This is a genomic window from uncultured Winogradskyella sp. (assembly GCF_947498345.1).
Taxonomy (GTDB): Bacteria; Bacteroidota; Bacteroidia; order Flavobacteriales; family Flavobacteriaceae; genus Winogradskyella.
In genome coordinates this window covers 58,591-85,238 of record NZ_CANMJY010000008.1, presented here as the reverse complement: position 1 = coordinate 85,238, position 26,648 = coordinate 58,591, and the positions used below count along the sequence as shown (strand labels likewise).

Sequence of the window (26,648 nt, the reverse complement as noted above, 5' to 3'; positions counted from 1 at the left end):
TTAGTTCTTGTATGCTGTAATTGTCATAAGAAAACTATAAAATAAAATTGCCTTTATATGTATATAATCAAACTTGATGCCATTGACTCTACTAACACTTACCTTAAAGACATGGTATCGGTTAATTTACCTAAAGACTATACTGTTGTTGTAGCCGAACAACAAACCAAAGGGCGTGGGCAAATGGGTACTAAATGGCAAGCAGAGATTGGTAAAAACCTTACTGCTAGTGTGTTTAAACACTTTAGTGATTTTAAAGTTGAAAACCAATTCTACATTAGTATGGTGGTTTCATTAGCAATTAGTAAAGCGTTAGATAAGTTTCAGATACCTCAATTACATATAAAATGGCCTAACGACATTTTGTCAGCAGATAAAAAAATATGCGGAATCTTAATTGAAAATGTCATTAAAAACAACAAATTTCAAGGTTCGGTTATAGGTTTTGGACTTAATGTTAACCAGAAATTTTTTGATGACTTACCACAAGCATCCTCTATGAACTTATTAACAGGAATTGTATACAATAAAGATGAGGTGCTGTCTCAAATTTTGAAACATCTTCAAGTTTATTTTAAACAATTAGAAAATCAAAAATATAAAGCTTTAAAAGCCGAATATGAAACCAATCTATTTAGAAAAGACAAACCTTCTACTTTTAGATTGCCTAATAACGAAATCTTCTTAGGTATTATACGAGGAGTTACTGAAGCTGGTAAACTCAAAGTTTGGACCGAAGATGAAATTATAAAGACCTTTGATTTAAAAGACCTGACTTTACTTTATTAAACAGTAGTTTTCATATTACTAACAAGCGTTTCAATAAATTTGCTAATAGGACCTTTTATCATCATGGCCATCATGGCATTGAATTCACCATTGAAAGTTAATTGCACTTCACTTTTTGTAGTTTCAGCTTCTGTAATATCTGCTATAAGGGAGAAGTCTAATTTTCCACCGGCAGCCCCTAAAACTATTTTGCTATTTGGTGTGGCTTCTTTTTTCTTTAAAATAATTTCTGGCATGCCTTTTAAAGCAAAAAGAAATTTATCTTCTTCTAAAACTTCAAACTTGCTAATGTTTTCTGGCATTAAACTTTCGAAATTTTTAACATCAGATAGAAAATTAAATGTTTCTTCTGCTGATTTATCTATAGTTACCTTTGGTGATTCTAAATTCATGTTTTTATGTTTTTGGAATGAATATATCAATTAGCGTTCCATTCGCTTGGATTGGCATTCCATTGTGCTAAAATGTCTTGTTGTTGTTCTGTAATATAATTAGTGTCTAGGGCTTGTTCTAATAAGTTGGTGTAATTACCAAGCGTATGTAACTCTATATTGGCGTCTTCAAAATTTTTCGTTGCTACATCAAAACCATATGAGAAAATGGCAACCATACCTTTTATATTAACCTCAGCTTCTTTAAGTGCTGCAACTGCATTAAGGCTACTTTTTCCTGTGCTTATTAAATCTTCAACTACCACAACATTTTGCCCTTTTTCAATATGCCCTTCGACTTGATTTTTGCGACCATGCTTTTTAGCTTCTGGCCTTACATAAACAAAAGGAAGGTTTAAATAATCAGCAACTAAAGCTCCTATACCAATAGCACCTGTAGCCACACCTGCAATAACATCGGGCTTACCATAGTAATCTTCTATGTGTTTAGCCATAGTTTCTCTTATGTAATTTCGTATCATAGGAAATGACAATACAATTCTATTGTCACAGTAAATAGGCGATTTCCATCCAGATGCCCAGGTGAAAGGCTCATCGGGTTGCAGTTTTATGGCATTAATTTGCAGTAAAACTTCTGCGGTTTTTTTTGCGGTTTCTTTATTAAAAATCATGTCGCAAAATTAATGAATTTTAAAAGCTTTAAAATTTAATCTCAATTTAATTTTCAATTTTAAATACTTATTACAAAAAATAATACTTTTACAATTGTAAAAGTATAACTGACCAAATCCATGTACACTATTTATGTTGGTGACAAGCCTATTGTTTTAACTACTAAAATCGAAAAGGAAACGAATTTTAAATCCTACCTCCTTAAGTCAGTTAATATCGGTAAGGTTATAAAAACCCTTAATAATACAGATTTAAAAGCTGTACATTTAATACACAATAACCCTGATAAGCTTTTAAAACACTTTCTTAAATTGTTGCCAAATGTCATTGCTGGTGGGGGGAAAGCTTATAATAGAAATGATGAGGTGCTTTTTATTTATAGAAATGATAAATGGGATTTGCCAAAAGGCAAAGCCGAACAAAAGGAATCTATAGAGGAGACAGCGATTAGAGAAGTGGAAGAGGAGACTGGTGTAAAAGGGTTGAAAATCACAAAACCGTTACCAACGACTTATCATATTTTTAAGCGTAATGGTAAACACAAAATAAAAATCACCTATTGGTTTGAAATGCAGACCGATTTTGAAGGGAAACTTTTACCTGAGACAAGTGAAGGGATTACTAAAGTAGAATGGTTAGATAAAAAGGCTTCTCAAAAAGCTCTGGAAAATAGTTATGCCAATATTAGGGTTTTGGTTTGATTGAAGATTTTCTTTAATACAATATTAATATCCAGAAAACCCTATACTTATCTTAATTTCAGAGTTTGGTATTTTTCTATTAAGTAAAATCCCCAACCCAAAAGGTCCCATAAATATTACTTTAATATGAGAAGGGTTTTCAAAATGAATGGAATACTTAGATCTTTTATCTATATCTACATCGGCTATTACTTTTGCTTTTTTTCCACTGACATAATGATTTGTGCGAAAGGTTCTTTCTTTCCAGCAGATAATTTTGTTACTATTGATTTCTTTGAAGTATATTTTGAAATTATCTAAGGATACCAACCAACTGCCTAAGATTTTTATATCATGAATACCAGGTTCTAATTCAATGATTCTTCCTTCTTCGTATATTCCAATTGGTCCTATCATAATCTGGTAATATTAAACTCTAAAGTATCATCCTATTTCAAGCGATAAACAGGATATTGCAAATGCGCTTTTTCATAATGTTTACTTTTTTTGTGTATCCAATCGAGTTGAGCAAACCAATCGTTGGCAAACTCTTCATTATAGCTCACTTTAATGTTATATTCTATCTGTAGTTTTGGGTTTGCTCTTAAAAGTAATTGAGCTTTGTCTTCCCATACATAAGGAGAAAACCCTTCTTTTTGTTGAAGAATAGTATCGAAGAAATTCCAGTTAAAGAATGAGTCTGGTGCTGTTGGTTCTAAAGTTTCTAATAAATATCGTATTGCTTTTTGATTGGTGCTTACTATATAGTCTCCTTGTCTAAAAATTAGCTTTTCTACAGAGGTTTTTACTTTAGTGTTGTAATGCAGATAATGTCCTTCGTAAGCAGAAGTACGCGTTTTGTAATCATCGATTTTATAAGACTCTACAGTGAGTGTTGTATCATTTTTAATTCGTGTTAGTTCTACTTGATTTAATTTTAATAGTTCAATCACATTATACCAACCTTGCGAAATTATATAAGCTTTTGGTATATTGATTTTGGTGACCGGAACAAAATAATTTTGGTAAGTTACGTCCTTTGTAAAAGGTTTAGATCTATCATACTTTAAACGTTGTGCACCTGTTAATTCACTCACTACCATATTACCTTCATAACCTTTAAACTTTAAAATTGAGGATTTTGTTGTGTCAATTGTCCAGGTCAATGGATAAGTTTCTCCTGCGTTCCATGTTTTAGCTTGATTTTTTCTCAATTGTGTAATGCTTTCACCTTGTTCTTCTACGATTTCAATCATACTTTTCATAAGTTCATAAGTCCCTTCAACACGTTGTTTGTATGGTTTTAGCATATGTGTTTCTACCATCATACCTATGGTATTAAACAAAGTAGTGTAACCTGTAGAGTAGCGAGGCGAATCCATAAACTGCGAAAAACCAGATTCTGGTGTACGATTAAAAACATTAACATATGGTGTTATATCCCAGGATTTCACTTTAAGTTTTTGTTCTAATTGTGGCATTATTTGCGAATGCATATAGTCACCCAAAACGCCTCCCATTTTGTTATGTTGCGTAAACAAATGTGTTAAGGTATATTGATAATCTGCACCATTACTTACATGATTGTCAATAAATATATCTGGCAGGATTGAATGAAAAATTTGGGCAAATGTTTTGGCATTTTTAGTGTCAGATTTTATAAAATCTCGGTTTAAATCGTAATTGCGAGCATTACCTCTAAAACCATATGATATAGGCCCATTTTGGTTGGTGCGTGTAACAGAGTTTCTATTTAAACTTCCGCCAATATTGTATATAGGAATGGTAACCAGAATAGTATGTTTCGGGGCTTCAATTTTTCCTTGTGTGATATCTCTGTAAAGCATCATGGTTGCGTCTATACCATCAGACTCACCAGGATGAATACCATTATTAATGAGGATAATTCGGTTTTCAGTTCTTAATTTTTCAAAATCATCACCAGACTTGTCCATATTTAGGGTAACAATATGTAACGGTTTGCCTGAATCGGTTTCACCAATTGCTTGTATTGAAACTTCATCATAAGCCTCAGCTAAATTTGAGTAATACTGAATAGTTTGTTCGTAGGTAGCTGTTTCTAAACCATTACTGTTTTCGAAAACAGTTGTAAAGTCTGTATCATATTTTAGGTTAGTTTTTTTATCCGTTTTATCTGAGCAAGAGGTTATTACTAAAAAAAGAATTATAAGTTTTTTCATGATGAGTTAGATTGTACTTCAAACTTACAGATTTTAAGTCATAAAAATTAGCCAAGAGATAATTTTCAGATTAGAAAAAAGACTAATTTTGTGTCACTTTCAAAATTTAAAAAATGCAACAGACTACAGATACTATTTTAATGATTCGTCCTGTAAATTTTAGGATGAATGAGCAAACCGCTGTTAATAATTATTTTCAGGAAGATATGAAAATTAAGAATGCTGAAATAAATGCAAAAGCACAAGAAGAGTTTGATGCTTTTGTTGAAAAATTAAGTGCTGTAGGTATTAATGTTATTGTGGAGCAAGATGATAAGTTAATGGATACACCAGATTCAATTTTTCCTAATAATTGGGTGAGTTTTCATAGTAATGGTGATGTAGCTAAATATCCCATGTTTGCAGAGAATAGAAGACGCGAACGTAGGGACGAAGTGTTTATAAGACTGGAAGAAGAAGGTTTTAAGATTGAAAATATTGTAGATTACACCTCTGCAGAACATGAGGGTGTCTTTTTAGAAGGTACAGGAAGTATTTTAATGGATCGTGTAAATAGAAAAGCATATTGTGCTTTGTCACCAAGAGCAGATGAGGATTTATTTATAGAGTTTTGTGAAGATTTTGAATATACTCCTGTAATTTTTACAGCTAATCAAACCGTAGACGGAAAACGGTTAGCGATTTATCATACTAATGTGATGATGTGCCTGGCAGAAAACTTTGCTGTGATTTGTCTAGATGCTATTGATGACAAAAAGGAACGTAAAAATATTGTTAAGCATTTAAAACAAGATGGAAAAGAGGTTATATCTATAACTGAAACTCAAATGCATCAATTTGCCGGTAATATGTTACAACTACAAGGACATAAGAATCAACGCTATTTAGTAATGAGCGAAGCTGCACATAAAAGTTTAACTAAAGATCAGATTAATCGTATAGAAAAATATTGCCCAATTCTTTCCAGCTCTTTAGATACCATTGAAACATGTGGAGGAGGTAGTGCACGTTGTATGATGGCCGAAGTATTTTTACCTAAAGCTTAATCGAGTTTATTAAAAATATACGGCCCTTTTTCGGCTCCCCAAACATAATTACCTTCAGCATCAAATCCGCGGTCCCAAGACATAATTTTATCTTCTAAAATCTCAACCTCACTTCTAGCATAAGATGCTCCGCGCATAGTGCTTACACAAGTTTCGTCTCCGGTTTTTCCCATATAATGGTTTGGTGCTAAACGTTTTAAAATGACTTCACAACCTTCTTTTAGAGCAATGTCTTTTAACGAAATAGAGTCGAAAGCCTTAGGTGTCTTCCATTTACCAATCCAAAGTGAATCTACATCTAATTTGTAAACAGCCGAGCTAAATGTGCTGTCCGAAGCTCTGGTAACTTCATAAATACGTTGGCGATAAGGTCTGTCTTGCATGCGATTTAAAGCTTGTTCTACATATAAAAAATGGCCTTCCTTATCTTCCCAAATTGGGTACATATGTAATGAGATATTGTAGTAAGATGAATCGACTTGCGATTGTACTTCAGAATTAAAAGACCCCTGCATTAAAGTAAATAACTCTTTGAGCTCGGTGTCTTCTTTAATTGTTTCTTTTGTAGTATCTGTTTTAACATCATTTTTACAGCTTAAAAAAGAAATAATTAGGACTAAAAAAGGGAGTAAGCGTTTCATATATCTATATTTTAGAGCTCTAAATATAGATAAAATAAATTAAGTTCGTGGAGCAGCTTTTGGTAACTCTATAAAGAATTTGCTACCAACGTTTTGAATGCTTTCTACCCAAATCCTTCCGTCATTAAGTTCTACTAAATCTTTAGCTATGGTTAAGCCCAGACCAGTACCTTTTTCGTTTTTGGTACCAACAGTCGTAAAGTTTTTGTTGGCATTAAACAGCTTGTCAATATTTTCTCTGGAAATACCAACTCCTGTATCTTCAACACAGATTAATACTTTGCCATCAACATCTTGGTTAGATACGGTAATAACATCACCTGTTCTACTAAACTTAACCGCATTGGTAATTAAATTCTGAATTACAATCTCAACCATACTCTTATCAGCATATACAAAGTCGCGTTGGGATTCGTCAATGAGTACAATGCGCTTATCTTCAACTTTTTGTTCTACCAATGCCATTTTAGTATGGAATACCTCCTGAATGTTAAACAATTCTGGTTTAGGTTCTAAGTTTTGCATTTGCGACTTAGACCAATTCAGTAAATTAAATAAAAGTGAAGATGCGTTATTGGCATTTTCACTCAATTCTGGGATTAATTCTTTAAACTCTTCTTTTGAAATGCTATCTTCCTTTAATAAATCTAAGAAGGCCTTTATGGACGAAATAGAATCTTTTAAATCATGAGAAACTATTGAGAAGAGCTTATCTTTTACTTGGTTTACTTCTTCAAGATGATGTGTTTGCTCAAGAATAGTTTCGTTTCGTATTTGCTCATGATCTAGTTGTTCTTTTTGAGCAATAATGGTAGTCCTAAGTTTTTTGTTTTTCAGATAGCTAAATAATAGAAGGGTTAAAAAGACAGCTAACGCTACTAATGTACCATATGTAAAAAGAGGATTATTTAACCACGATTTTTCAGTGGTTTCGTTTTGGTCTTCAAAATTATTGAGTTCGTCTTCTATTGAGTTGGTTGTATTTAAATCTAACGGCTCAACATCAGAAGGAAAAACGGGTTGGTCAACCTTAGAAAGTGTTTCCTTTAAGTCATAATATTTATTTTGCCAAAAGAAAGCATTCTGAAAATATCCTCGAGTAGAATCTAGAGCTATGTGAAGTTTGTAATTTTCTAGAAGTTCGACTTTATTGTCAATTTTTTGAGCAATTGAATACGCTTCATTAAGTTGAATTTCTGCCAATCGTACCTTTCGTTTCTGAAGATTTAAGTTACCGATAGCGTTTAATGCCCTAAGGATACCTTCCTGATTTCCTTGTTTTCTATTATACCTTAATCCTTCTACCAAATATTCCGAAGCTTTTTCATATTCTCTGAATTCTAAATATTCGCTTCCAAGTTTTGGAAGAATCTCTCCACGTATATCTTGGTCAGTTTCTGGATTAATAAGCTTTAATACTTTTTCGTAATATTCAATGGCCTTACGATGTTCTTTTCGCAGAGAATAAAGATTAGCAATATTTTTAGTTGATATTATAATACCAGCTTTATCATTAATTTCTGTTCTAACTTCTAAAGCTTTATGGTTAAAATCAATAGCTTTATCAATTTGATTGGTTTTAAAATACGCCTCAGCTAAGTTGTTGTATGCAGAACTGAGCTCATCTTTAAGCCCTTGTTTTTCAAATATATCAATAGCAGATAATGAATTTTTTAATCCAATGGCATAGTTGCCACGTTTTATTTCAATGAGCCCAATACTATTGCTTACTTTGGCAACTCCTAAGGTATCACTTAACTGAAGGTAATATTTTCGGGATTTATTATAATTATCAATGGCGTTATAGTAATCGTTACGTTGACTGTAAACTAGTGCTCTGTAATAAGTACTTTCAGCCAATCCTCTGGTGTAATTTAACTTTTCTGAGAGTTTTGCTGTTTGGTTAACATAAAGCAAAGCCTTTTTATAATCTTTAACGGCAAAGAGTTCTTCAATGAGCATTAGTGACATGTCTACCTTGGTAGAGTCTTGGTTTTGATAAGCCAATTTTACCGTAAGGTCATCTATCTTTTCGTTTTGAGAAAAAACAAAAAGAGACGCCAGACAAACAGCTAATGTCAGTAACTGTTTCATCTACGAATTAAGATTAGACGAACTGTAATGTTTTGGTGTGAAAAACTTTTATAGAGGGACGTCAAAAGTAAGTTAACACAAAACAATAACAACGTTGTTAATGTTTGATAATTAAGCCTCATTAATGTTTGGGACATTGATTAATAGCCTACCAAAAATGCCATAATGCGCTCAAATACACTAATTATTAGGATTTAATACCAATAAATTAGATGAACTGAGGGTTGAAATTCATAAAAAAAATGCTAAATCGATTAACGGCAAAAATCATAGAAAAACTACACTTTTATCGATGAAATGCACAAAACTATTAATTATCTGTATATCAATTAGTTATAATTAAATATATCTATAGCAGGAAGGGCTTTAAGATTAAAATCAAACAGACACTGATTTTCCCAAGATGTGCCATTTGTTGAAGTATTTTCATTACCATTAAAAGCAACCCAATCAGGTGCCCAGTAACAAAAACCAATGCCCTTATTATTTGGAATATTTTTTATGGTTGTTGCGAGCCACTCAAAATAAGCTTTCTGACCTTGAGGAGTTGGCGAAAACTCTGGTATTGTTTGGTCAACACTTCCTATGAAATTGGTCAGATTGTCATTCCACTCTAAGGTGAAAGGATATGCCACTTCTACCATAAGAATATCTTTATTGAACGTAGTAGCCAGTGTATTTAATTTTGAAGCTACCAAATTGAGATCTCTAATCTGAAATTGCGGATAATACGACAAGCCAATAATATCAAAATCGATAGTATAAGGCTGCAGTTCGTTAAAGAAAAATATCGCATTTTCTACACTTGAATGATGAAGCATTATACGCACTTTATTTTCGGTATCCACTTCTCTGACTGCTCTTATGGCTTCAGAAACTAAGTTGGCGTAATTTATCCAATTATTGCTGAATTCATCCCATACTTTACCATGATCCCAAAGAAAGCCGCTATCGGTTTCGTTACCAATTTGAATCATATCTGGCAACGTGTTTTGTGCTTTTAATTGTGTAACAACATCTTTTGTATAGTTGTATATGCCAACCTTTACTTGAGTTGTAGTCATACCTTGCCATGCAACAGGTGGTGTTTGCGTCCCTGGATCTGCCCAATAATCACTGTAGTGAAAGTTCAATAAAAAGTCCATGTTTTTTGCTTTTACTTTAAGTGCATAAGCTTTTACATCTTCTAGACTATTTTCTCCATCCTGAGGTGTGTGCCAGAGTTTTAGGCGAACCAGATTTGTTCCTTTTGATTTTATAAAATCTAATAGTTCAATAGCATTACCATCAGCATCTTTATAGTCTATATTATAATCTTCTAATTCACTTTGAAATGACAAGTCCATGCCTTTATAGAACTTAGAATCTTCATTCGTACTAATAGATTCGTCACTTTTAGAGCAAGAAACCAATATCATAAGAAGAGCAATAAAAGTAATTTTTAACGGTTTCATGAAGCATTTTATGTTTTAGTACTAATCATTCAGAAAGTTCTTGTCCAAATTTAATTAAATTTCCATCTTCATCTAATATGGCAAATTCTCTCATTCCATATGGTTTATCTTCTAATTGCCCATTAGGATGAATGACACCATGAGGCTTTAATTCTTTGTAAAGCGTGTCTATATCTTTTACATCGACATAACAACTTGTGTTTTCTGGATGAATTTTATCATTACATTTCCAAAAATGAACTACAAAATTATCTCTCGCAATAATAGCATAGTTATCGTCTAAATAGCCTTGCCTATTGAAGCCTAGTTTCGTTTTATAGAACTCTACCGTTTTTTTGATATTAAGTGAAGCTAAAACAGGAATACCTCTGAGTAAATGTTCTTTTCTATCCATTTTGATTGACGCGTTTGTACAACTTTAAAAATAAAGAATTAAGATGTTTAAAATCTTAATAAAATAATAAAACTCCTATCTTTGCAAGCGTTTTAAATACCAAAGCATAAGCCGAATATGAAGCTTCAAGATACTTTAGAATTACATGTAAAAACAGCTGTAAAAGCCTTGTTTCAATCAGAATTAGAAACTGTAGAATTTCAGGCGACTCGCAAAGAGTTTGCTGGAGATATTACAGTTGTTGTGTTTCCAATGTTGCGTGTGGTTAAAGGTAATCCTGCTGTAATTGGCGAACAAGTTGGTCAGTACTTACAAGATAATGTAGATTTAGTTAAAGGTTTTAATGTTGTTAAAGGTTTCTTGAATATTGAAATCGATGATTCTTACTACGTTAATTTTTTCAACAGTATTAAAAATGAAGCTAATTATGGTTTTTCAGATATAAAAGATGATAAAGCTGTAATGGTAGAATATTCTTCACCAAACACAAATAAGCCTTTACATCTTGGCCATGTAAGAAATGTGCTTTTAGGTTATTCTGTTGCTGAAATCTTAAAAGCTTCAGGAAAGAAAGTTTACAAAACCCAAATTATCAATGACCGAGGAATTCATATTTGTAAAAGTATGTTGGCCTGGCAGCGATATGGAAATGGAGAAACACCAGAATCTACTGGATTGAAAGGCGATAAGCTGGTTGGGAATTATTATGTGAGATTTGAGGAAGAACTAAGAAAACAAGCTAAACGCATTTTTAACAACTATATTACTGGAATAATTGCTCCACCAGTTGTTGGAGGACACGTAATTCAACAAAGTGTTGAATTGATAGAAGAACTAAAAGAAAAAAAGAAAGCAATTATAGAAAATAGCAATGATGTCAATGAAATTAATTCAATTGATAAGAAGATTGAAAAAGAGGTTTCGATGATAAATGATTTTGCAAGAAATAGAACGGAAATCATGACTTCAGCATATACTATGCTTCAAAAATGGGAAGCTGGAGATAAAGATGTGGTTGCGCTTTGGAAAAAAATGAACGGTTGGGTTTATGATGGCTTTGAAGTGACTTACAAGAACATAGGTGTTGATTTTGATAAATATTATTATGAAAGTCAAACCTATCTTTTAGGAAAAGAATTCATTGCAGAAGGTCTAAAAACGGGAGTCTTTTTTAAGAAAGATGATGGCTCAGTTTGGTGCGATTTAACTGAGGATGGATTAGACGAAAAAATAGTATTACGTAGTGATGGTACTGCGGTGTATATGACACAAGATATTGGTACTGCCATACAAAGAATCAACGATTACCCAGATGTTGGCGGTATGGTTTATACGGTTGGTAATGAGCAAGATTATCACTTTAAGGTCTTATTCTTAATTTTAAAGAAACTTGGTTTTGATTGGGCTAAAAATCTATTCCATTTAAGTTATGGTATGGTAGATTTACCAAGTGGAAAAATGAAGAGTAGAGAAGGAACTGTAGTTGATGCTGATGATTTAATACAAGAAATGGCAGATACTGCCGAGGAGATTTCTAAAGAATTAGGAAAACTTGAAGAATACTCAGAAGATGAGAAGAAAGCACTCTATAAAACCATTGGTTTGGGAGCACTTAAATATTACATTTTAAAAGTGGATCCTAAAAAACGTATTTTATTCGATCCAAAAGAATCTATAGATTTTCAAGGTAATACAGGACCATTTATTCAATATACCTATGCAAGAATACAGTCTATTTTAAGAAAATCTGATATTAAAGATGATGGTATAATGAGTGCGGTCGGCGTGTCTCTTCATAACAAAGAAAAGCAGTTGTTAAAGCAGTTAGAACAATTTCCGGATGTAATTCAGAATGCTGCAGAGCAACATAGTCCGGCTTTGATTGCCAACTATACATACGATGTGGTGAAAGATTTTAATTCTTTTTATCAAAATGTATCTATTCTTGGAGCCGATACTGAAGAGGAAAAAACGTTTAGAGTGGCATTATCTAAAACTGTAGGGCAAACCATTAAGAATGCATTTAGTGTTTTAGGCATTGATGTGCCAGAACGTATGTAAATTCCTCATAAAATGCGTTAAAAAGTTTTAAAGTGTACGGTTTAACATTTTGATTTATAGAATTTTCCGCCTATTTAACGTATCTTGGTGATAGGCCAAATTTTAAATATTACCATCATGAAAATTCTAGACTTTAAAAGGCGTTATAGTGTTTTTTGTATTACTATAATGTTAGTGCCTTTTTCATTACTTGCTCAAGTAAACCTTACCGAATATAGCGGAAGGGTTATTGACGGAAAATCTAATAAAGCATTAGATGCTGCCAGCCTTAGTATTAACGAGACCAATATTAGTACTATTACAAACTCAGAGGGTGATTTTGTACTCAAAGTTCCTAATGAGAATTTAGATTCTAAGGTTATAATTAGCCTGTTGGGTTATAATACAAGAGTATTACCTTTATCTGAATTATCTAAAAGTGATAATACTATAAAACTATATGAAGCAGTTACTGAGCTTTCTACCGTTAATATATCTGCATATAAAAGTGCTGAAGGTTTAGTTAGAAAGGTGTTTAAGAATAAAGACAAAAACCACCAAGACCAATCGGTTTATATGACTGCGTTTTACAGAGAAACCATTAAACGACGTAATAGAAATGTGTCATTGACTGAAGCTGTGGTTAATATTTTAAAATACCCAAATCAATCCTTAGTTCGTGATGCTATAAAGTTAAATAAGGCAAGGAAGAGTACAGATTATAAACGTTTAGATACTGTATCTGTAAAACTGCAAGGAGGACCATTTTCAACGATATATTTAGATATTATGAAATATCCTGAATATATTTTCACAGACGAAACCATAAGTAGTTATAGCTTTACTTTTAATGAGCCCTCCACAGTGAATAATAGAAGTGTGTATGTGGTAGATTTTAAATCAAAAAATAATGGACTAAATCTAAACTATAGTGGTAAACTTTATATAGACTCACAATCACTGGCATTAGTAAGTGCAAATTATGCTTTAGATGTAAGTAATAAAAGTAAAAGTAAAAATTTGCTGGTAAAAAAGAAGCCTAGTAGTATTGTTGTCTACCCATTAGTGGCAACTTATAAAGTTGATTATAAAGCCAAAGGCAATAAGTGGTATTATAGCTATTCTAACCTAAATTTAAAATTTAAGGTAAAAAAGAAGCGGGAAATTTTCAATAAGATATATACATTATCTAGTGAAATGGCTGTAACTGATTGGGAAATCAATACCGAAGAGCGAAAAATAAAAGGTAAGAACAGGCTTAGACCGTCAGTAATTATCACCGATGCTATTTCGGGATTTTCTGATCCAAATTTTTGGGGAGCTTATAATTTAATTGAACCTGACAAATCTATTGAATCTGCTATTGAAAAGATAAGGAAGAACCTGGAAAAGCAAAAAGAAAAAGAAAGACGACAAGAAACAGCAAATGGTACGCCTTAACTAATTTTACTTAGATTTATTAATTATGGTTGTTACTTTAATCAATTAAACATCCCTTTGTGTTGTATTGCTTGCTCTATATGTGCAAAATGATGATTGCTGTGCCAGGCATAGGTGCCAATAGTTTCTTCAAGTGTAAAGTGCTTACCATGTTCTGGATGTACAAATTCACGTTTTAAATCGTCTTCAGAAAAACTTTTTAGTAAAACACCAAGTTTAGCGTGCACACCTTTAAGAATCGAAATAGATGCATCCAGAGGCTCAGAATAATCTATAAGTTTTGCAAAACGATCTTCAAAATACGGTCTAATAGTTGGTGTGTCTTCTGTCATTGCAAGTTTAAATCTAATAATACTATTTATGTGGCTATCTGCACAATGATGTACTACTTGTTTTATGGTCCAGCCATCTGGTCTATATTTGTAATTTAACTCAGTTTCACTGAGATTTTTTGTGACTGAAAATATCCGTTGAGGTAATGTTTCAATTGAGTTGATCCATTGATTTATATGTTGCTGGGTAATGTGTTCGGGTTTTTTAAATTCACCTATAGGAAATCTCAGTTTATATAAGTCTTGTTCTGTCATAATCAATTGTCTTTTATTTTTAAATTAAAGCGATATACATAGCCAATACTTAATTCGGTAAAGTCAGCTTGACCAAGGTTTGCGTTTATATGTGCTCCTAAAAAAATATTATGCTTAGGAGCTTTATTTGTTGTCCATAGGTAATATTTTAAGCCCATTCTTGCCGAAATGGTTCTCTTTATTTCGTAATACCAGTCTAATTCGCCTAAAACATCAACAGTTTCACCATTTCCATTTTCATAAGAAAAGCCTTGATTGAGTTGCCAATCTATTTTATAGAATGGTTTGTATATATTAAGCCCGATATCGAATTCAAAACCAAAATGATCCATCAATAATTCGGATGATGCAAATAATCCAAAATTTGTTGCATAGCCATAAGGATTATCTGCAAAGTGTGGGTACTGTTCAGCAACCAATGCTTTATTTCCTTTTATATAATCATAATAATGCTCATAAAAACGGTAATAAAAACCAGCACCGATTTTAAAGGTATTGTTTATTATTTTTCCTGCAGATGCTGAAAAAGTATACACTTCTTTTTTTGAGTTGAATTTTTCTGATAAAACGTTTTGACCTAATCCTAATCTAAACGAAAGGTAATATTGCGATTTTGATGAAAACGCAGGTTTTTTTAGCTTAGTCTTTTCAATGATCTTATTATCAATCTTTGCAGAGAAACTGGCAGCCAACGAATTTAATCCTTGATTAGGTAAATTTGTATGACCGTTTGAGTGATGTAGATAACCCAATCCAAATCTCCAATCTGTTTTTCTAGATTTAAAAATATCATAATATAAAAAAGATCGAAAAGACCAATTGAGTTTTGTGGTTATTGCGCGGTTTAAAGGATTGGTGTTTATATTGTATTGAGTATCTGTATAAGATCCGCCAATACCTATTTGTAAATTTAAACCAGATATATACTTCCTTAAAATACTTACTTCCATAAAAGGCATTATGGTATATGCTCTTCCAATCTTATCTGTATTGCCAAAATCTGTATACCCTAATGATATACCAGTCTTTGGGTAGCTTAATCTTGCAGCCCATTCTTTATTTGGGTTAAAATTGTATTTACCAATACTAAAAAACAGGTTTTTTTGAAGCTCAGTTTCTGGGAAGCCTGTATTGGCTTCTAAGGTTTTTCCAATGAGTATTTCGGGAATGAAAAATATTGATTTCTTTTCATCTGCATTAGCCATTTGTGCCTTAGCTGTATAAAATGTAAAGAGTAACACAGAACAAATGGAAAGTCTTAAATAGTTAAAATTTTGCATTTATTATATTTAGTTGGTACTACAATTAACAACTAAAAATTGACTCTAAAACTTAAGTTGGGTGTAAATTTTAAGGATTGGTTGTTAATCTCAACAATATTACCTTCAGAATTTAGTAAATAATAACGGTTAATAATGTTATTTTGGTTAAAGATATTCCATGCAGAAGCGCCAACCTCTGCTTTTGTCCCTTTTCCTTTTGATAGATAGAAATTATAAACAGCTGAGATATCTGTTCTAAAATAGTCGTTGAGTCTAGAACTATTAGGTGAATTATACTCTATGGTAGAATTTGCATTATTTTGAATTTGGGACGGTTGCGTATAGGGTCGTCCGGAATGCCAGTTAATACCAAGACCAATTTTAAAGTTATCTAAATTATAAGTTAACGATGCATTTGCAACATGCGTTAAATCCAAAGTACTAGGAAAAGCCTCTCCATCGTTTAAGTTGTCAAATTTATAATCGTTATTACTTAAGGTGTAGCTTAACCAGGTGCTAAAATTATTAAAGCGTTTATTGATAAGAAAATCGAGGCCAGTTATGGTGTAAGACCCAATGTCGTTTGCAAACTGAAATTGGTTTTGAAATCCCTGACTGCGAGCGTTAATATCATCAACATTTTTGTAATAGCCTTCAAGTGAAACCAGTAAATTATTCTGATTGTAGCTTACACCAAGCGATATCTGCTGACTCTTAACTAATGGCACGTCTGTAGTATTAGACAATAGCCAACGCCTTTTTTCAATTCCAAAAAAATCCTGCTGTAGATCAATAACTTGAGATATAGATTGACTCTTTAGTTCGCCCAAGACTTCTAACCTAATATGATCCGAAATTTTTTGATTAAAAGCAAAACGAGGCTCAATAACAAGTTCTTTAAGTTTTTCAAAATAACTGATTCTTGCACCTAACCTAATATAGGTATTGCGTGATTTTGAATAACGCTCAGTCTCACCAAAAAAAGCATGTGTTCTATTAATCTCTTTTATTAAACTTGTAAAATTTGGATTGGTGACATCTTCAAAATTTGTAACACCTACCTCGTTAAATTGATAACCACCTCTTAATTCGATATTATTGTCAATAATTTTAGAAATATCTAGTCGAAGCCCGTAATCTTCTACTTTGTTTTCTTGAACTAAAAGTTGCTGATTCGTAAGATCATTATTCTGGGCATCTAAATCGTAATTTGAATAATAAATTTGCGCAGAAGTATTTATACCATCTTTAAATTTTTTGGAATACGTAGCACTTGCTCCATAACTCACCTGATTTAACGTGCTTTTAGTTTCTTGAAAGTTATTGCTAGTATTGGTGAATATTTGATTGTAATCTAAGCTGTTATAAATATTGAGCAGGTTGATTCGTAATGAAGATGTTTTATTAATATTGTATAAAAATTTTGCTGTAAAATCATAAAATAGAAAACGTTCATCTAAACTTAAAACGGTATCAATATTATTTGATGTACTAAGCTCAGAGTCTGTAAAAATTCTATCGAAATATGCATCATATGTGGTAGAAGCAAAAACATCTGTAAATGAGCGTCTGGCTGATATTTGTAGCTCTGTTTTTTTACTCAAGGGAATTTTTGCATAACCATCTATACTCAAAAGATTAGTACCCAAACCTGCATCGTATGTATTACTTGTTTTATTCGTGTTTTTAATAGCGATAGTACTAGAAACACCATTGCCAAATAAAGCACTAGTGCCGTTTTTTGAAATGCGTACTTCATCAGTTAAATATGGGTTAAATGCAGAAATTAAACCAAAAAAATGACCAGTTTGATACATTCTAATCCCTTCATAGATGACAAGGTTTTGATCATTTGTACCACCTCTAACATTAATGTTAGAAATCAGCTCGTCTACACTAATAATACCAGGTAAACTTTGTATAATCTGTAGCACATCGGGTTCTATTAAACCAGGTAGCATAGTAAAAGCTTTACTATCTACCTCTACAGCACCATTATTAGTTTTGGAAATACCTTTTGTAAGGTAGTTAGTTACCACAACTTCTTCTAAGCGCTCAATAGTATTATCTTTTGGAGATATAGCTATAAATCGACTACTAAGAACATTAAAATCTAATGGAGTTATTAGGCGAAGTTGATTTAATGCTTGTTCTAGAGAAAGTTCTGGATATAAAGGTGATACTAAAATGCCTTCAATAGTTTTGTTTTCGTAAGAGAACTTTACATTGTAGCGTTTTTCTAACTGGTTAAGAATTTGGACAAGTGGTTGCGGTTCCTCATCATTTTGACTATGAGCTAGACCACAAGAGGCAATAATAAAAACATATAAAATAACACGTTGTAACCGTTTATTCACGCTTTAGTACAATAGAGTTTCCAGATTTACTATAGCTTAAATTTAAGGGTATTGTAACAGACTGCAATGCCAGATCCAGATTTTTGTGCGTAAAACTTCCCGTAAATAAACGCTGAGTATCGATTTTTGGAGCTAATATTTCGATATCGTACTGATTTTTAAGCTCAGCGATAACAAGTACTAGTGGTACAGTTTTAAAACTGCTTTCACCATGCAACCATGTAGGTCGCGAGATGATTTCTTTTTCAGTAGCAAATAATTTCCCATCTATTATTTTAAAGGTATCTCCAGGATGTAATTTTACAGATTCTTCATTATGTGTAACTACAACCAGACCTTCATAGCAAGTGACCTCAAAGTAGTCATTACGTTGTTTTACATTAAACTGAGTTCCTAAAACACTAACAGTTCCATTGGTTGTTATAACATCAAATTTTTGACCTTTAGCAACCTTAAAAAAGGCCTCACCATTTAATAATACTTCGCGGTCATTTTCCCAGCTTTTTTCATTAAAACTTAAGGTAGAATTAGCATTAAGATGTGCTGTTGAGGCATCTGGTAATCTAACTTCAGTACTTTGCGCAATTTGTGTGCTAATTTCTGTATCTAAACTTGTTGAATAATAATAAACACTAAAGCATATAGCCAAAATAGCGGCAATTCTGAGTAAAGGCTTTAACCAATTGCGAGATTTTTGAATATGGCGTTCAAGTTTAGGTTTTAATTTATCGTAATTATTATCCACAGAGAACTCGGGAGCTTTAAAATCTTTTAAAGCACTATTCATTAGGATTAATTCATCATAATCTTTTAGTTGCCCAAAAGCTTTTTGCTCTTTAGCATTAAGGTTGTTATCCAACCATTTTTTTATGAGTTCTTCTCTTGTCATAGTCGTACATTCAAATATATAACAGTTATAATATAAAAATTCCTACCCCTTTATAAATTCAATATCATAACTGTATACCAAATCATATGTCGTCAATTTCTTCTCTTAACTTCTTTAACGCTCCATAAATGCGTTTTTCTACGGCCTTAGTAGAAATATCTAAAAGTGTTGCAATTTCCTTAAATCGCTTGCCTTCTACCCGATTCATTAAAAAAGCAACGCGTTGAGCTTCGGTTAAATTGGCTAAGGCATTTTGTAATTTTTGATGATACTCTTTTTCTTGCATTACAAATTCTGGCGATTCGTTTGTAGAATGCTTTTGAGGTAATTTTCGATATTTTAAAACAACTTTTTGGTGCGCTACGGCATTAAGCATTAGGTTGTTAGCCGTGGTAAATAAAAAGCTTTTCGCTTTATCAGCCGAAACTTTTCCGCAATTTTGCCATAACTTTATAAACGCTTCTTGTACTTTATCCTGTGGATTTAAATGCTCTCCAAATTTGTAGTACAAAAAGTCATGCAAGTTCTTTGAATGTTTTTTATAAAAACGTTCAAATAGTTGCTCTTGGCATATATTATTGTTTAGTGGTTGACTCATATTTTCGCCTCACAAATTATAAATAATATTTTGAAATTTTAGGGTAGGGATTTTTATATTATGGCTGTTACATAATAAATTAAAGCTCCAATTTTATGAAAACTAAAATCAATCATGTATTTCTCTTCATCATTTTTGCTCTGATAAGTTTTACAGCATGTCAGGATGAAGCATTAGAAGTTAATAATACTGAGCAACAAGAAATTATTCAATCTGGTACTGAATTAGTTGAGCTAATGAGCAGAACAACAGCTAACCATGGTACAATGGATGATATATTGGATGATGCTAGTTGTTTTTCCGTAGAATTACCAGTAACCATTATTGTAAGCGATATCACTATTGTTATTGAAACTGAAGCAGATTTAGAACAATTAGAAGATGTGTTTGAAGATATACAGGACGATGAAGATATTTTAGACTTTGTATTCCCAATAACCATAATTTTTAATGATTACACAGAAATTGTTATCGAAGACGAAGAGCAGCTCGAAGATTTTATAGAAGGCTGCGAGGATGAAGAGGAAGAAGACATAATTGAATGTGTAGATTTTGAATATCCTATTTCATTTTCGGTATTTAATTCAGAATTTAATCTTATTGAAACTGTAACTATTGAAAACGATCAAACACTTTATGAATTTATAGATGATTTAGAAGACGATGAAAATGCCTTAATTGTAAGTTTAAATTATCCTGTAACTTTAGTATATGCTAATGACGAAACCATAGAAGTTAACTCTAACGAAGAATTAGCACAAGCCCTTGAAGCTGTAGAAGATGATTGTGACGACGACGATTACCAATGTAATGAAGATGATATAGAAGATTTACTAGTAGAATGTCCTTGGGATATTGAGGATGAAAACGGTGATTTTGAAACCTATCAAATTATTTTTAATGAAGACGGAAGTTTAGCGATTACAGAAGGTGAAACCACATCAGCCATTGGTGGTGCATGGAGTTTATCTTCAACCACTGAAGGTTTAATTTTGAATTTGTTCGATCTAACGGCATTTCAAGAAGATTTAGGTGGAGAATGGTTAATTGTTGAATGTGATGATGACGAAATTGAAATTGTTAGAGGAGACTATGAGATCGAATTAGAGCAAGATTGCGAAGGGGACTTGGGATGTTCTATAACAAATATAAGTGAAGTTCTTGGAGAATGTGCCTGGGAGCTAGAAACTAATCTTATAGATTCTCTTGTGCCAATTCATGTATATTTTACCCCAAATGGACAAGTTTTAATAAATAATAATGATGGAACAGAAAGTCAAATAGGCACCTATGAATTGATGCTTATTGCCGGAGATGTTTTTATTGAGTTGACTTTACAACAAATGCTGAATGAATTAACGGGTCAGTGGCAAATTATAGAGTGCGAAGATGATGAATTATATTTAATGAGTGGTAATAATTACATAGAGTTAGAGCAAGAATGTGATATTGAACCCAATTGTACACAAGAAGAGGTTATTGATTATTTACTGTCTTGTAATATAGTGCCTACAGTAGATGATTACACTTCTCCTTTAACTACGTTCCAGTTTTCTGAAGACAACAGTCTATTTACAATGTATCAAGGAGATCTTCCTCATAATGGTACATGGGATATTAGCTCTGATGATAATGGGATTTTTATAGTTATAAATTTTACTCCTTTTATTGATCAGTATTATAATGGACAATGGTATTTGTCTGAATGTGATGACGATGGTATGGTATTTTATCAAGGTGATAGAGAGTTAATATTAGTTTGCCAAGAGTATGAAGAAAATCCTTTTGAATGCTTTGAAGATGCAGAACTTGAAGTTTGTGATCAAGCCGACGGTTTTGAAGACGGAACAGGTGTTTTTGATTTAAATCTTATCTTTTCAGATTGTCCAAATGATGATGTAGAATATTCATTTTATTTGACTTTAGCTGATGCTGAAAATGAAGTAGGAGCACTGCCAAGTCCATACACTAATACTATTGCGTACGAGCAAACAATTTATGCAAGAGTTTCTCTCGCAGGTAATCCAAGTATCTATGAGATTTTTGAAGTAGAACTCGAAGTCGAAGATTGTGATGGAGACAGTTGTTCTGAAGAAGATGTTGATGACTATTTAACTGAATGTATTTGGAATGCTGTAAACTATAATGGTAGTGATAATTTGATGAATTGGAATTTTGACTTTGAAGAAAACAGCCAAATCGTGGTTATTTATACAGACACTGAAACCATTGATGCTACATGGACCACATCGCAATCTAATGATGGTGTTATAGTGACCTTTACAAATGTAACAGGTCCTAATATACAGGCTATAACAGGTGAGTGGTTGGTTGTAGAATGTGAAGAAAATAGATTAGAATTACATAGAGGAGACGATATTTTAGTTTTAGAACGAAACTGTGATTAATAAAAAACCGCTGAATAAGTTAGTAATTTAGTAAGTTTAAGTTGATGAAGAGGGCTGCCAACCGCTAGGTAGCTCTTTTCTTTTTAGAGAAGTAAATCTATGAAGCCAGCAAGGTGTATTGAAATTTGTAATCTTAATTAATCCCGAAAAAATGCGAGATCTTGTATAATTCATAAAATCATAAGCATAGAATTATAAATATCCCATTCGTTTATCTCTCGTAAATTCTTAAATTTGCAACTTCAAAAAGAGATAACGATTATGTTCAATAATTTAAGCGATAAGTTAGATAAAGCGTTACATGTTCTCAAAGGTCATGGTAGCATTACAGAAGTTAATGTGGCCGAAACTTTAAAAGAAGTAAGACGTGCGCTTTTAGATGCAGATGTTAACTTTAAAATTGCAAAACAATTTACCAACAGAGTTAAAGAGAAAGCTTTAGGTCAAAATGTACTAACAACACTTCAGCCAGGACAGTTAATGGTTAAAATCGTTAAGGACGAATTAACCGAACTTATGGGAGGGGATGCAGAAGGTATCAACCTTTCGGGTCATCCAAGTGTAGTTTTAATGTCTGGTCTTCAGGGTTCTGGTAAAACAACATTCTCAGGTAAACTTGCTAACTATCTTAAAAACAAGAAGACTAAAAAACCATTATTGGTAGCTTGTGATGTTTATCGTCCAGCTGCAATAGATCAATTGCATGTAGTTGGAGATCAAATCAATGTTGAGGTTTATAGTGATAAAGGTAATAATGACCCGGTTGCTATTGCACAAGCTGGTATTGCGCACGCTAAAGCTAATGGGTTCAATGTAGTTATTATAGATACAGCTGGTCGTCTAGCCGTTGATGAAGCTATGATGAATGAAATTTCTAATATTCATAAAGCTATTCAACCACAAGAAACACTATTTGTAGTGGATTCTATGACTGGTCAAGATGCAGTAAATACAGCAAAAGCCTTCAATGATATCTTAAATTTTGATGGTGTTATCCTTACCAAGTTAGATGGTGATACTCGAGGTGGTGCAGCGATTTCTATTAAATCTGTAGTTAATAAACCAATAAAATTCATTGGTACAGGGGAAAAGATGGAAGCAATCGATGTCTTCTATCCATCTCGTATGGCAGATCGTATTTTAGGAATGGGAGATGTGGTATCTCTTGTAGAACGTGCTCAAGAACAGTTTGATGAAGAGGAAGCACGTAAACTTCAAAAGAAAATAGCCAAAAACCAATTTGGATTTGATGATTTCTTAAAACAGATTCAACAAATCAAAAAAATGGGTAACATGAAGGATCTTATCGGAATGATTCCAGGTGCTGGTAAAATGATGAAAGATATCGATATTGATGACGATGCATTTAAAGGCATTGAAGCTATTATTCATTCTATGACACCTGCAGAACGTTCTAATCCATCAATCATAAACTCAAGCCGTAAAAAACGAATTGGTAAAGGTTCTGGTACTTCGGTGCAAGAAGTTAACCAGCTGCTAAAGCAATTTACTCAAATGAGTAAGATGATGAAAATGATGCAAGGTGGCGGTGGAAAACGTATGATGCAGGCCATGAAGAATATGCCAAGATAATTTCTGAAACATAATTAATAGAAAACTACTAACATGACAATCTTAGACGGAAGAAAAACCAGCAAGGACATTAAAGATGAAATAAAGGCTGAAGTTGATAAAATGAAAGCCAATGGTGAAAAAGTACCTCATCTTGCTGCTGTAATTGTTGGTAATGATGGAGCTAGTTTAACCTATGTTGGTAGTAAGGTAAGGGCTTGCGAACGTGTTGGTTTTGAATCTACAATGGTACGATTACCAAACACAACCAGTGAAATAGAATTGCTTGATAAGATTGAGGAGTTAAATAATAATGACAATATAGACGGCTTTATTATTCAATTGCCATTACCTCCTCAAATAAATACTCAAAAGGTATTAATGGCTGTTCACCCAGATAAGGATGTTGATGGATTCCACCCTACTAATTTTGGAAAAATGGCCTTAGATATGTCTACGTTTATTCCTGCAACTCCATTTGGAATATTAGAACTTATAGATCGTTATGGAGTAGAAACCAAAGGAAAACATACGGTTGTTATTGGTCGTTCTCATATTGTAGGTCGTCCAATGAGTATTTTAATGGGAAGAAAAGGCTTTCCAGGCAATTCTACAGTAACCTTAACACATAGTCACACAAAAAATATTACTCAAATTACTTCGCAAGCAGACATTGTAATTTCTGCCTTAGGTATACCAAACTTTTTGAAGGCTGAGATGGTAAAAGATGATGCTGTGATTATTGATGTTGGTATTACACGTGTACCAGACGATTCTGAAAAAGGGTATTACATAACTGGTGATGTTGATTTTGAAAATGTAAGCAAAAAAGCAAGTTATATTACACCTGTTCCAGGTGGAGTCGGACCTATGACTATTGCGATGTTGTTAAAGAATACATTATTAGCAAGAGAACAGCATAGACTTCATAATAGATAAGATCATTTTATGTTTTTTCAACTACTTCTTATCATTTCAAGATCAGTTTCGATAGGAAGTTTACAACATATTTTACCAATAGTTATAGCTGTTGGCTTTATAGTTTGTTTTATAAATTATTCTAATCGAAATTTTAATGACATTGAGAAACAGAAAGCAGTACATAGCTTGGCATGTTTTATATCGTTTGTTATAGTTGCTTTTCATGGATATCGTATGTTTTTCGATAATTATAATTTTAAGATAGACCTGCCATTGTACCTCTGTAGTTTATTGGCATTGATAATTCCGGTTTTCACATATTATAGAAAATACTGGATGTTTGAGATTTTAATCTTTTGGATTATTGGAGGGACACTACAAGGTGTCATTACGCCAGATATAATTATTGGTTTTCCTAGCTTCGATTATTTTAGATATTGGATAGTTCATTTAGGATTACTATCTGTAATTTTCTATTTCATTTTTGTTTTTGAGATGAGACCTAAGCTAAGGAGTGTATTTAAATCGTTTATTGCGCTTCAGGTATATATTGCACTTATGATGGTATTAAACTATGTCTTAGATGCTAATTATTTTTACTTAAATGAAAAACCCAAATCGGCATCACTTTTAGATTATTTTGGGGAATGGCCATATTATATTTTGGCAGGACAGTTGATTATCATTCCTTTATTTATGTTAATTTATTTGCCCTTTTATCTCACTAATAAAAAGATCATTTAGCAAACAATTGCCCTATTTCCTTAAAAGCCTTAAATTCTAAAGCATTACCAGATGGGTCTTTAAAAAACATTGTAGCTTGTTCACCAACTTGCCCTTTAAATCTTATATAGGGTTCTATAATGAATTTGATGCTTTTAGACCTCAACAAATCGGCAAATTCTTCAAAGGTTTCCCATGGTAAAACCACACCAAAATGAGGTACAGGAACATCTTTTCCATCTACACTATTGGTATGAGTATATGTTTCAGTTTTGGGTTTGTAGTGTATAACAAGTTGATGCCCAAAAAAGTTATAATCCACCCAATACTTACTATGTCGTCCTTCTTCAAAATTTAAAACATTAGTATAGAAATTTCTACATTCTGCTATATTATAAACTGGAATTGCCAGATGAAAAGGTGAAAGTTTAGCCATGATGATTGGTTAATTGTGATTTAAAGATAATCAAAATATGATTTTATTAATACGGCATTAAAAAGGCTTACTAAAACATAGAATTTTAGTAAGCCAGAACAGGAAATCGATCTAACCATCAATCAATCTTTCTGTTTTCTTTTATATAATCCATCGAACGACATAGTCCACGTACTTCCTTTGTCTGTACTAGACTCTAAGGTTTGTCTCACAGTATCTTCCGTTTTGTTGTGAGTGTATACCATTTTGTACCATATGTTATTACTTTTAGCAATTAGCTGCATATCTCCATCTTCATAATTTTCTGGTTCCTCATAATGACTGACATTTCCATTTGCTACCCAATTCTGTTTCCATTTTTTATCTGCAGAATCATAATAGCTTATAGAGTTGCCACCATTATTACTTTTTGGTCGCCAATTTTCTAAGATACCACAGTCTCCATTGGTGTTTGTTATGCTACTTTCTGCAATTTTCTGACCTTGCGAATAGACATCCCATTCACCAACCCAAAAATCGAATTTTCTGTAGCTGACATCAAATTTGCAGGGATTAGCTCTTTTGTACATATTCTCTTTTATTTTTTTAAACCTCACATTGTTTTTAATAGTATTAAAAATAGAATCTTCTAATTGACGAGAAAAAGGGACTTGTAAGCTATCTAAAGCTTCCAGTTCGGTTAGTGCTTTTTTCGTATTGTTTTCTGCTGCATAACTTTTTGCTAACCAGAGTAGCACACTAGGGCCTTTTAATCCTCTTTGCTTTACGATTTCAAAGTTTTTTATAGCTTTTTTGTGCTGTTTTAAACTAGCATAACTAAATGCCATAAAGTAATTTGCTATTGAGTCCTTAGGGTTGGCTTTTAATTGTTTCTCAGCTGTTTCTATTACCTTCTTATAAGCTTTATTATTAAAGTCTGGTTGATATGGACTATTGTTTTGTGCAGTAATCCCTGTAAATAAAGAAAGTGTAATTACTAAAGCTAAAAAGTTTTTCATTGCTAATGGTTTTAATTTCAAATTAAATCAATATAAAAAGCAGAGATAGTAAGT

Annotated in this window: 24 protein-coding genes; 9 read left to right on the top strand and 15 right to left on the bottom strand. The window is 32.5% G+C overall.

Translation table 11 applies throughout. The features are described 5' to 3' along the window. Positions 1-57 precede the first annotated feature (57 nt). Positions 58-789: a biotin--[acetyl-CoA-carboxylase] ligase gene (locus Q0912_RS11735; protein WP_299115277.1), complete on the top strand. Its 732-nt coding sequence runs from the start codon at positions 58-60 to the stop codon at positions 787-789. Here the strand turns inward: Q0912_RS11735 and Q0912_RS11730 are convergent. Together Q0912_RS11730 and pyrE are read right to left on the bottom strand one after the other, a co-directional pair. Next, positions 786-1,181: an SRPBCC family protein gene (locus Q0912_RS11730; RefSeq protein ID WP_299115275.1), complete on the bottom strand. Its 396-nt coding sequence runs from the start codon at positions 1,179-1,181 to the stop codon at positions 786-788. The two genes, Q0912_RS11735 and Q0912_RS11730, sit on opposite strands and share 4 nt — an antisense overlap. A gap of 26 nt (positions 1,182-1,207) precedes the next feature. Continuing rightward, a complete protein-coding gene (gene pyrE, locus Q0912_RS11725) occupies positions 1,208-1,852 on the bottom strand; it encodes an orotate phosphoribosyltransferase (protein WP_299115274.1) in 645 nt (214 codons plus the stop codon). A 120-nt stretch (positions 1,853-1,972) separates the two neighbouring features. On the opposite strand from pyrE, the gene Q0912_RS11720 reads away from it, so the two are divergent. Continuing rightward, positions 1,973-2,554: an NUDIX domain-containing protein gene (locus tag Q0912_RS11720; protein WP_299115272.1), complete on the top strand. Its 582-nt coding sequence runs from the start codon at positions 1,973-1,975 to the stop codon at positions 2,552-2,554. A gap of 24 nt (positions 2,555-2,578) precedes the next feature. On the opposite strand, the gene Q0912_RS11715 is transcribed toward Q0912_RS11720, so the two are convergent. Further along, positions 2,579-2,950: a hypothetical protein gene (locus Q0912_RS11715; protein ID WP_299115270.1), complete on the bottom strand. Its 372-nt coding sequence runs from the start codon at positions 2,948-2,950 to the stop codon at positions 2,579-2,581. 32 nt (positions 2,951-2,982) lie between these two features. Further along, a complete protein-coding gene (locus Q0912_RS11710) occupies positions 2,983-4,734 on the bottom strand; it encodes a M14 family metallopeptidase (protein ID WP_299115266.1) in 1,752 nt (583 codons plus the stop codon). A gap of 113 nt (positions 4,735-4,847) precedes the next feature. Here Q0912_RS11710 and ctlX point away from each other — a divergent pair, with 113 nt between their 5' ends. Next, positions 4,848-5,780: a citrulline utilization hydrolase CtlX gene (ctlX, locus tag Q0912_RS11705; protein WP_299115263.1), complete on the top strand. Its 933-nt coding sequence runs from the start codon at positions 4,848-4,850 to the stop codon at positions 5,778-5,780. Here ctlX and Q0912_RS11700 read toward each other — a convergent pair. The 4 genes from Q0912_RS11700 to Q0912_RS11685 all read right to left on the bottom strand — a co-directional run bounded on the left by Q0912_RS11700 (position 5,777) and on the right by Q0912_RS11685 (position 10,363). Next, complete coding sequence (locus tag Q0912_RS11700) at positions 5,777-6,421, bottom strand: chromophore lyase CpcT/CpeT (protein ID WP_299115261.1); 645 nt, start codon at positions 6,419-6,421, stop codon at positions 5,777-5,779. The genes ctlX and Q0912_RS11700 overlap by 4 nt on opposite strands. Before the next feature lie 39 nt (positions 6,422-6,460). Continuing rightward, the gene (locus Q0912_RS11695) at positions 6,461-8,515 is read right to left on the bottom strand and encodes a tetratricopeptide repeat-containing sensor histidine kinase (protein WP_299115259.1); all 2,055 of its coding nucleotides are present in this window, start codon (positions 8,513-8,515) and stop codon (positions 6,461-6,463) included. A gap of 329 nt (positions 8,516-8,844) precedes the next feature. Next, positions 8,845-9,969 (bottom strand): glycosyl hydrolase 53 family protein, encoded by a 1,125-nt coding sequence (locus tag Q0912_RS11690; protein WP_299115257.1) that lies wholly within the window; start codon positions 9,967-9,969, stop codon positions 8,845-8,847. Positions 9,970-9,994: 25 nt separating this feature from the next. Continuing rightward, positions 9,995-10,363, bottom strand: coding sequence for a VOC family protein (locus Q0912_RS11685; RefSeq protein WP_299115255.1), 369 nt, complete (start codon positions 10,361-10,363; stop codon positions 9,995-9,997). Between the two features lie 117 nt (positions 10,364-10,480). Here Q0912_RS11685 and argS point away from each other — a divergent pair, with 117 nt between their 5' ends. Further along, entirely contained in the window at positions 10,481-12,424 is a 1,944-nt protein-coding gene (gene argS, locus Q0912_RS11680; RefSeq protein ID WP_299115253.1) for an arginine--tRNA ligase, read from the top strand. Between the two features lie 117 nt (positions 12,425-12,541). After that, a complete protein-coding gene (locus Q0912_RS11675) occupies positions 12,542-13,843 on the top strand; it encodes a carboxypeptidase-like regulatory domain-containing protein (protein ID WP_299115251.1) in 1,302 nt (433 codons plus the stop codon). Between the two features lie 41 nt (positions 13,844-13,884). On the opposite strand, the gene Q0912_RS11670 is transcribed toward Q0912_RS11675, so the two are convergent. The 5 genes from Q0912_RS11670 to Q0912_RS11650 form a co-directional block, all read right to left on the bottom strand. Beyond that, a complete protein-coding gene (locus Q0912_RS11670) occupies positions 13,885-14,430 on the bottom strand; it encodes a YfiT family bacillithiol transferase (protein WP_299115249.1) in 546 nt (181 codons plus the stop codon). Between the two features lie 2 nt (positions 14,431-14,432). Next, a complete protein-coding gene (locus Q0912_RS11665) occupies positions 14,433-15,710 on the bottom strand; it encodes an acyloxyacyl hydrolase (protein WP_299115247.1) in 1,278 nt (425 codons plus the stop codon). A gap of 32 nt (positions 15,711-15,742) precedes the next feature. Continuing rightward, entirely contained in the window at positions 15,743-18,049 is a 2,307-nt protein-coding gene (locus Q0912_RS11660) for a FecR domain-containing protein (protein ID WP_299115245.1), read from the bottom strand. Continuing rightward, entirely contained in the window at positions 18,042-18,938 is an 897-nt protein-coding gene (locus Q0912_RS11655) for a FecR domain-containing protein (protein ID WP_299115243.1), read from the bottom strand. Before Q0912_RS11655 ends, Q0912_RS11660 begins: the two co-directional genes overlap by 8 nt. An 82-nt stretch (positions 18,939-19,020) precedes the next feature. Continuing rightward, complete coding sequence (locus Q0912_RS11650; RefSeq protein WP_299115241.1) at positions 19,021-19,536, bottom strand: RNA polymerase sigma factor; 516 nt, start codon at positions 19,534-19,536, stop codon at positions 19,021-19,023. 95 nt (positions 19,537-19,631) lie between these two features. Between Q0912_RS11650 and Q0912_RS11645 the strand changes: the two genes are divergently transcribed. From Q0912_RS11645 to Q0912_RS11630, 4 genes are all read left to right on the top strand, one after another. Then, a complete protein-coding gene (locus Q0912_RS11645) occupies positions 19,632-21,944 on the top strand; it encodes a hypothetical protein (RefSeq protein WP_299115239.1) in 2,313 nt (770 codons plus the stop codon). Positions 21,945-22,205: 261 nt separating this feature from the next. Continuing rightward, the gene (gene ffh, locus Q0912_RS11640; RefSeq protein WP_299115237.1) at positions 22,206-23,537 is read left to right on the top strand and encodes a signal recognition particle protein; all 1,332 of its coding nucleotides are present in this window, start codon (positions 22,206-22,208) and stop codon (positions 23,535-23,537) included. A 33-nt stretch (positions 23,538-23,570) separates the two neighbouring features. Beyond that, a complete protein-coding gene (locus Q0912_RS11635) occupies positions 23,571-24,455 on the top strand; it encodes a bifunctional 5,10-methylenetetrahydrofolate dehydrogenase/5,10-methenyltetrahydrofolate cyclohydrolase (protein ID WP_299115235.1) in 885 nt (294 codons plus the stop codon). Positions 24,456-24,464: 9 nt separating this feature from the next. Beyond that, positions 24,465-25,181 carry a TIGR02206 family membrane protein gene (locus tag Q0912_RS11630; protein ID WP_299115233.1) on the top strand — a complete coding sequence of 239 codons (717 nt, stop codon included), beginning with the start codon at positions 24,465-24,467 and terminating at the stop codon, positions 25,179-25,181. On the opposite strand, the gene Q0912_RS11625 is transcribed toward Q0912_RS11630, so the two are convergent. Both Q0912_RS11625 and Q0912_RS11620 read right to left on the bottom strand, forming a co-directional pair. Then, positions 25,174-25,596, bottom strand: a complete 423-nt coding sequence (locus tag Q0912_RS11625; RefSeq protein WP_299115232.1) for a VOC family protein — start codon at positions 25,594-25,596, stop codon at positions 25,174-25,176. The genes Q0912_RS11630 and Q0912_RS11625 overlap by 8 nt on opposite strands. 122 nt (positions 25,597-25,718) lie before the next feature. Beyond that, positions 25,719-26,594, bottom strand: a complete 876-nt coding sequence (locus tag Q0912_RS11620; protein WP_299115230.1) for a hypothetical protein — start codon at positions 26,592-26,594, stop codon at positions 25,719-25,721. Between the last annotated feature and the right edge of the window lie 54 nt (positions 26,595-26,648).

Bases quoted from the DNA above. Each gene is read 5' to 3' on its own strand.
- Q0912_RS11735 (WP_299115277.1), top strand. From the start codon at position 58: ATGTATATAATCAAACTTGATGCCATTGACTCTACTAACACTTACCTT.
- Q0912_RS11730 (WP_299115275.1), bottom strand. From the start codon at position 1,181: ATGAATTTAGAATCACCAAAGGTAACTATAGATAAATCAGCAGAAGAA.
- pyrE (WP_299115274.1), bottom strand. From the start codon at position 1,852: ATGATTTTTAATAAAGAAACCGCAAAAAAAACCGCAGAAGTTTTACTG.
- Q0912_RS11720 (WP_299115272.1), top strand. From the start codon at position 1,973: ATGTACACTATTTATGTTGGTGACAAGCCTATTGTTTTAACTACTAAA.
- Q0912_RS11715 (WP_299115270.1), bottom strand. From the start codon at position 2,950: ATGATAGGACCAATTGGAATATACGAAGAAGGAAGAATCATTGAATTA.
- Q0912_RS11710 (WP_299115266.1), bottom strand. From the start codon at position 4,734: ATGAAAAAACTTATAATTCTTTTTTTAGTAATAACCTCTTGCTCAGAT.
- ctlX (WP_299115263.1), top strand. From the start codon at position 4,848: ATGCAACAGACTACAGATACTATTTTAATGATTCGTCCTGTAAATTTT.
- Q0912_RS11700 (WP_299115261.1), bottom strand. From the start codon at position 6,421: ATGAAACGCTTACTCCCTTTTTTAGTCCTAATTATTTCTTTTTTAAGC.
- Q0912_RS11695 (WP_299115259.1), bottom strand. From the start codon at position 8,515: ATGAAACAGTTACTGACATTAGCTGTTTGTCTGGCGTCTCTTTTTGTT.
- Q0912_RS11690 (WP_299115257.1), bottom strand. From the start codon at position 9,969: ATGAAACCGTTAAAAATTACTTTTATTGCTCTTCTTATGATATTGGTT.
- Q0912_RS11685 (WP_299115255.1), bottom strand. From the start codon at position 10,363: ATGGATAGAAAAGAACATTTACTCAGAGGTATTCCTGTTTTAGCTTCA.
- argS (WP_299115253.1), top strand. From the start codon at position 10,481: ATGAAGCTTCAAGATACTTTAGAATTACATGTAAAAACAGCTGTAAAA.
- Q0912_RS11675 (WP_299115251.1), top strand. From the start codon at position 12,542: ATGAAAATTCTAGACTTTAAAAGGCGTTATAGTGTTTTTTGTATTACT.
- Q0912_RS11670 (WP_299115249.1), bottom strand. From the start codon at position 14,430: ATGACAGAACAAGACTTATATAAACTGAGATTTCCTATAGGTGAATTT.
- Q0912_RS11665 (WP_299115247.1), bottom strand. From the start codon at position 15,710: ATGCAAAATTTTAACTATTTAAGACTTTCCATTTGTTCTGTGTTACTC.
- Q0912_RS11655 (WP_299115243.1), bottom strand. From the start codon at position 18,938: ATGACAAGAGAAGAACTCATAAAAAAATGGTTGGATAACAACCTTAAT.
- Q0912_RS11650 (WP_299115241.1), bottom strand. From the start codon at position 19,536: ATGAGTCAACCACTAAACAATAATATATGCCAAGAGCAACTATTTGAA.
- Q0912_RS11645 (WP_299115239.1), top strand. From the start codon at position 19,632: ATGAAAACTAAAATCAATCATGTATTTCTCTTCATCATTTTTGCTCTG.
- ffh (WP_299115237.1), top strand. From the start codon at position 22,206: ATGTTCAATAATTTAAGCGATAAGTTAGATAAAGCGTTACATGTTCTC.
- Q0912_RS11635 (WP_299115235.1), top strand. From the start codon at position 23,571: ATGACAATCTTAGACGGAAGAAAAACCAGCAAGGACATTAAAGATGAA.
- Q0912_RS11630 (WP_299115233.1), top strand. From the start codon at position 24,465: ATGTTTTTTCAACTACTTCTTATCATTTCAAGATCAGTTTCGATAGGA.
- Q0912_RS11625 (WP_299115232.1), bottom strand. From the start codon at position 25,596: ATGGCTAAACTTTCACCTTTTCATCTGGCAATTCCAGTTTATAATATA.
- Q0912_RS11620 (WP_299115230.1), bottom strand. From the start codon at position 26,594: ATGAAAAACTTTTTAGCTTTAGTAATTACACTTTCTTTATTTACAGGG.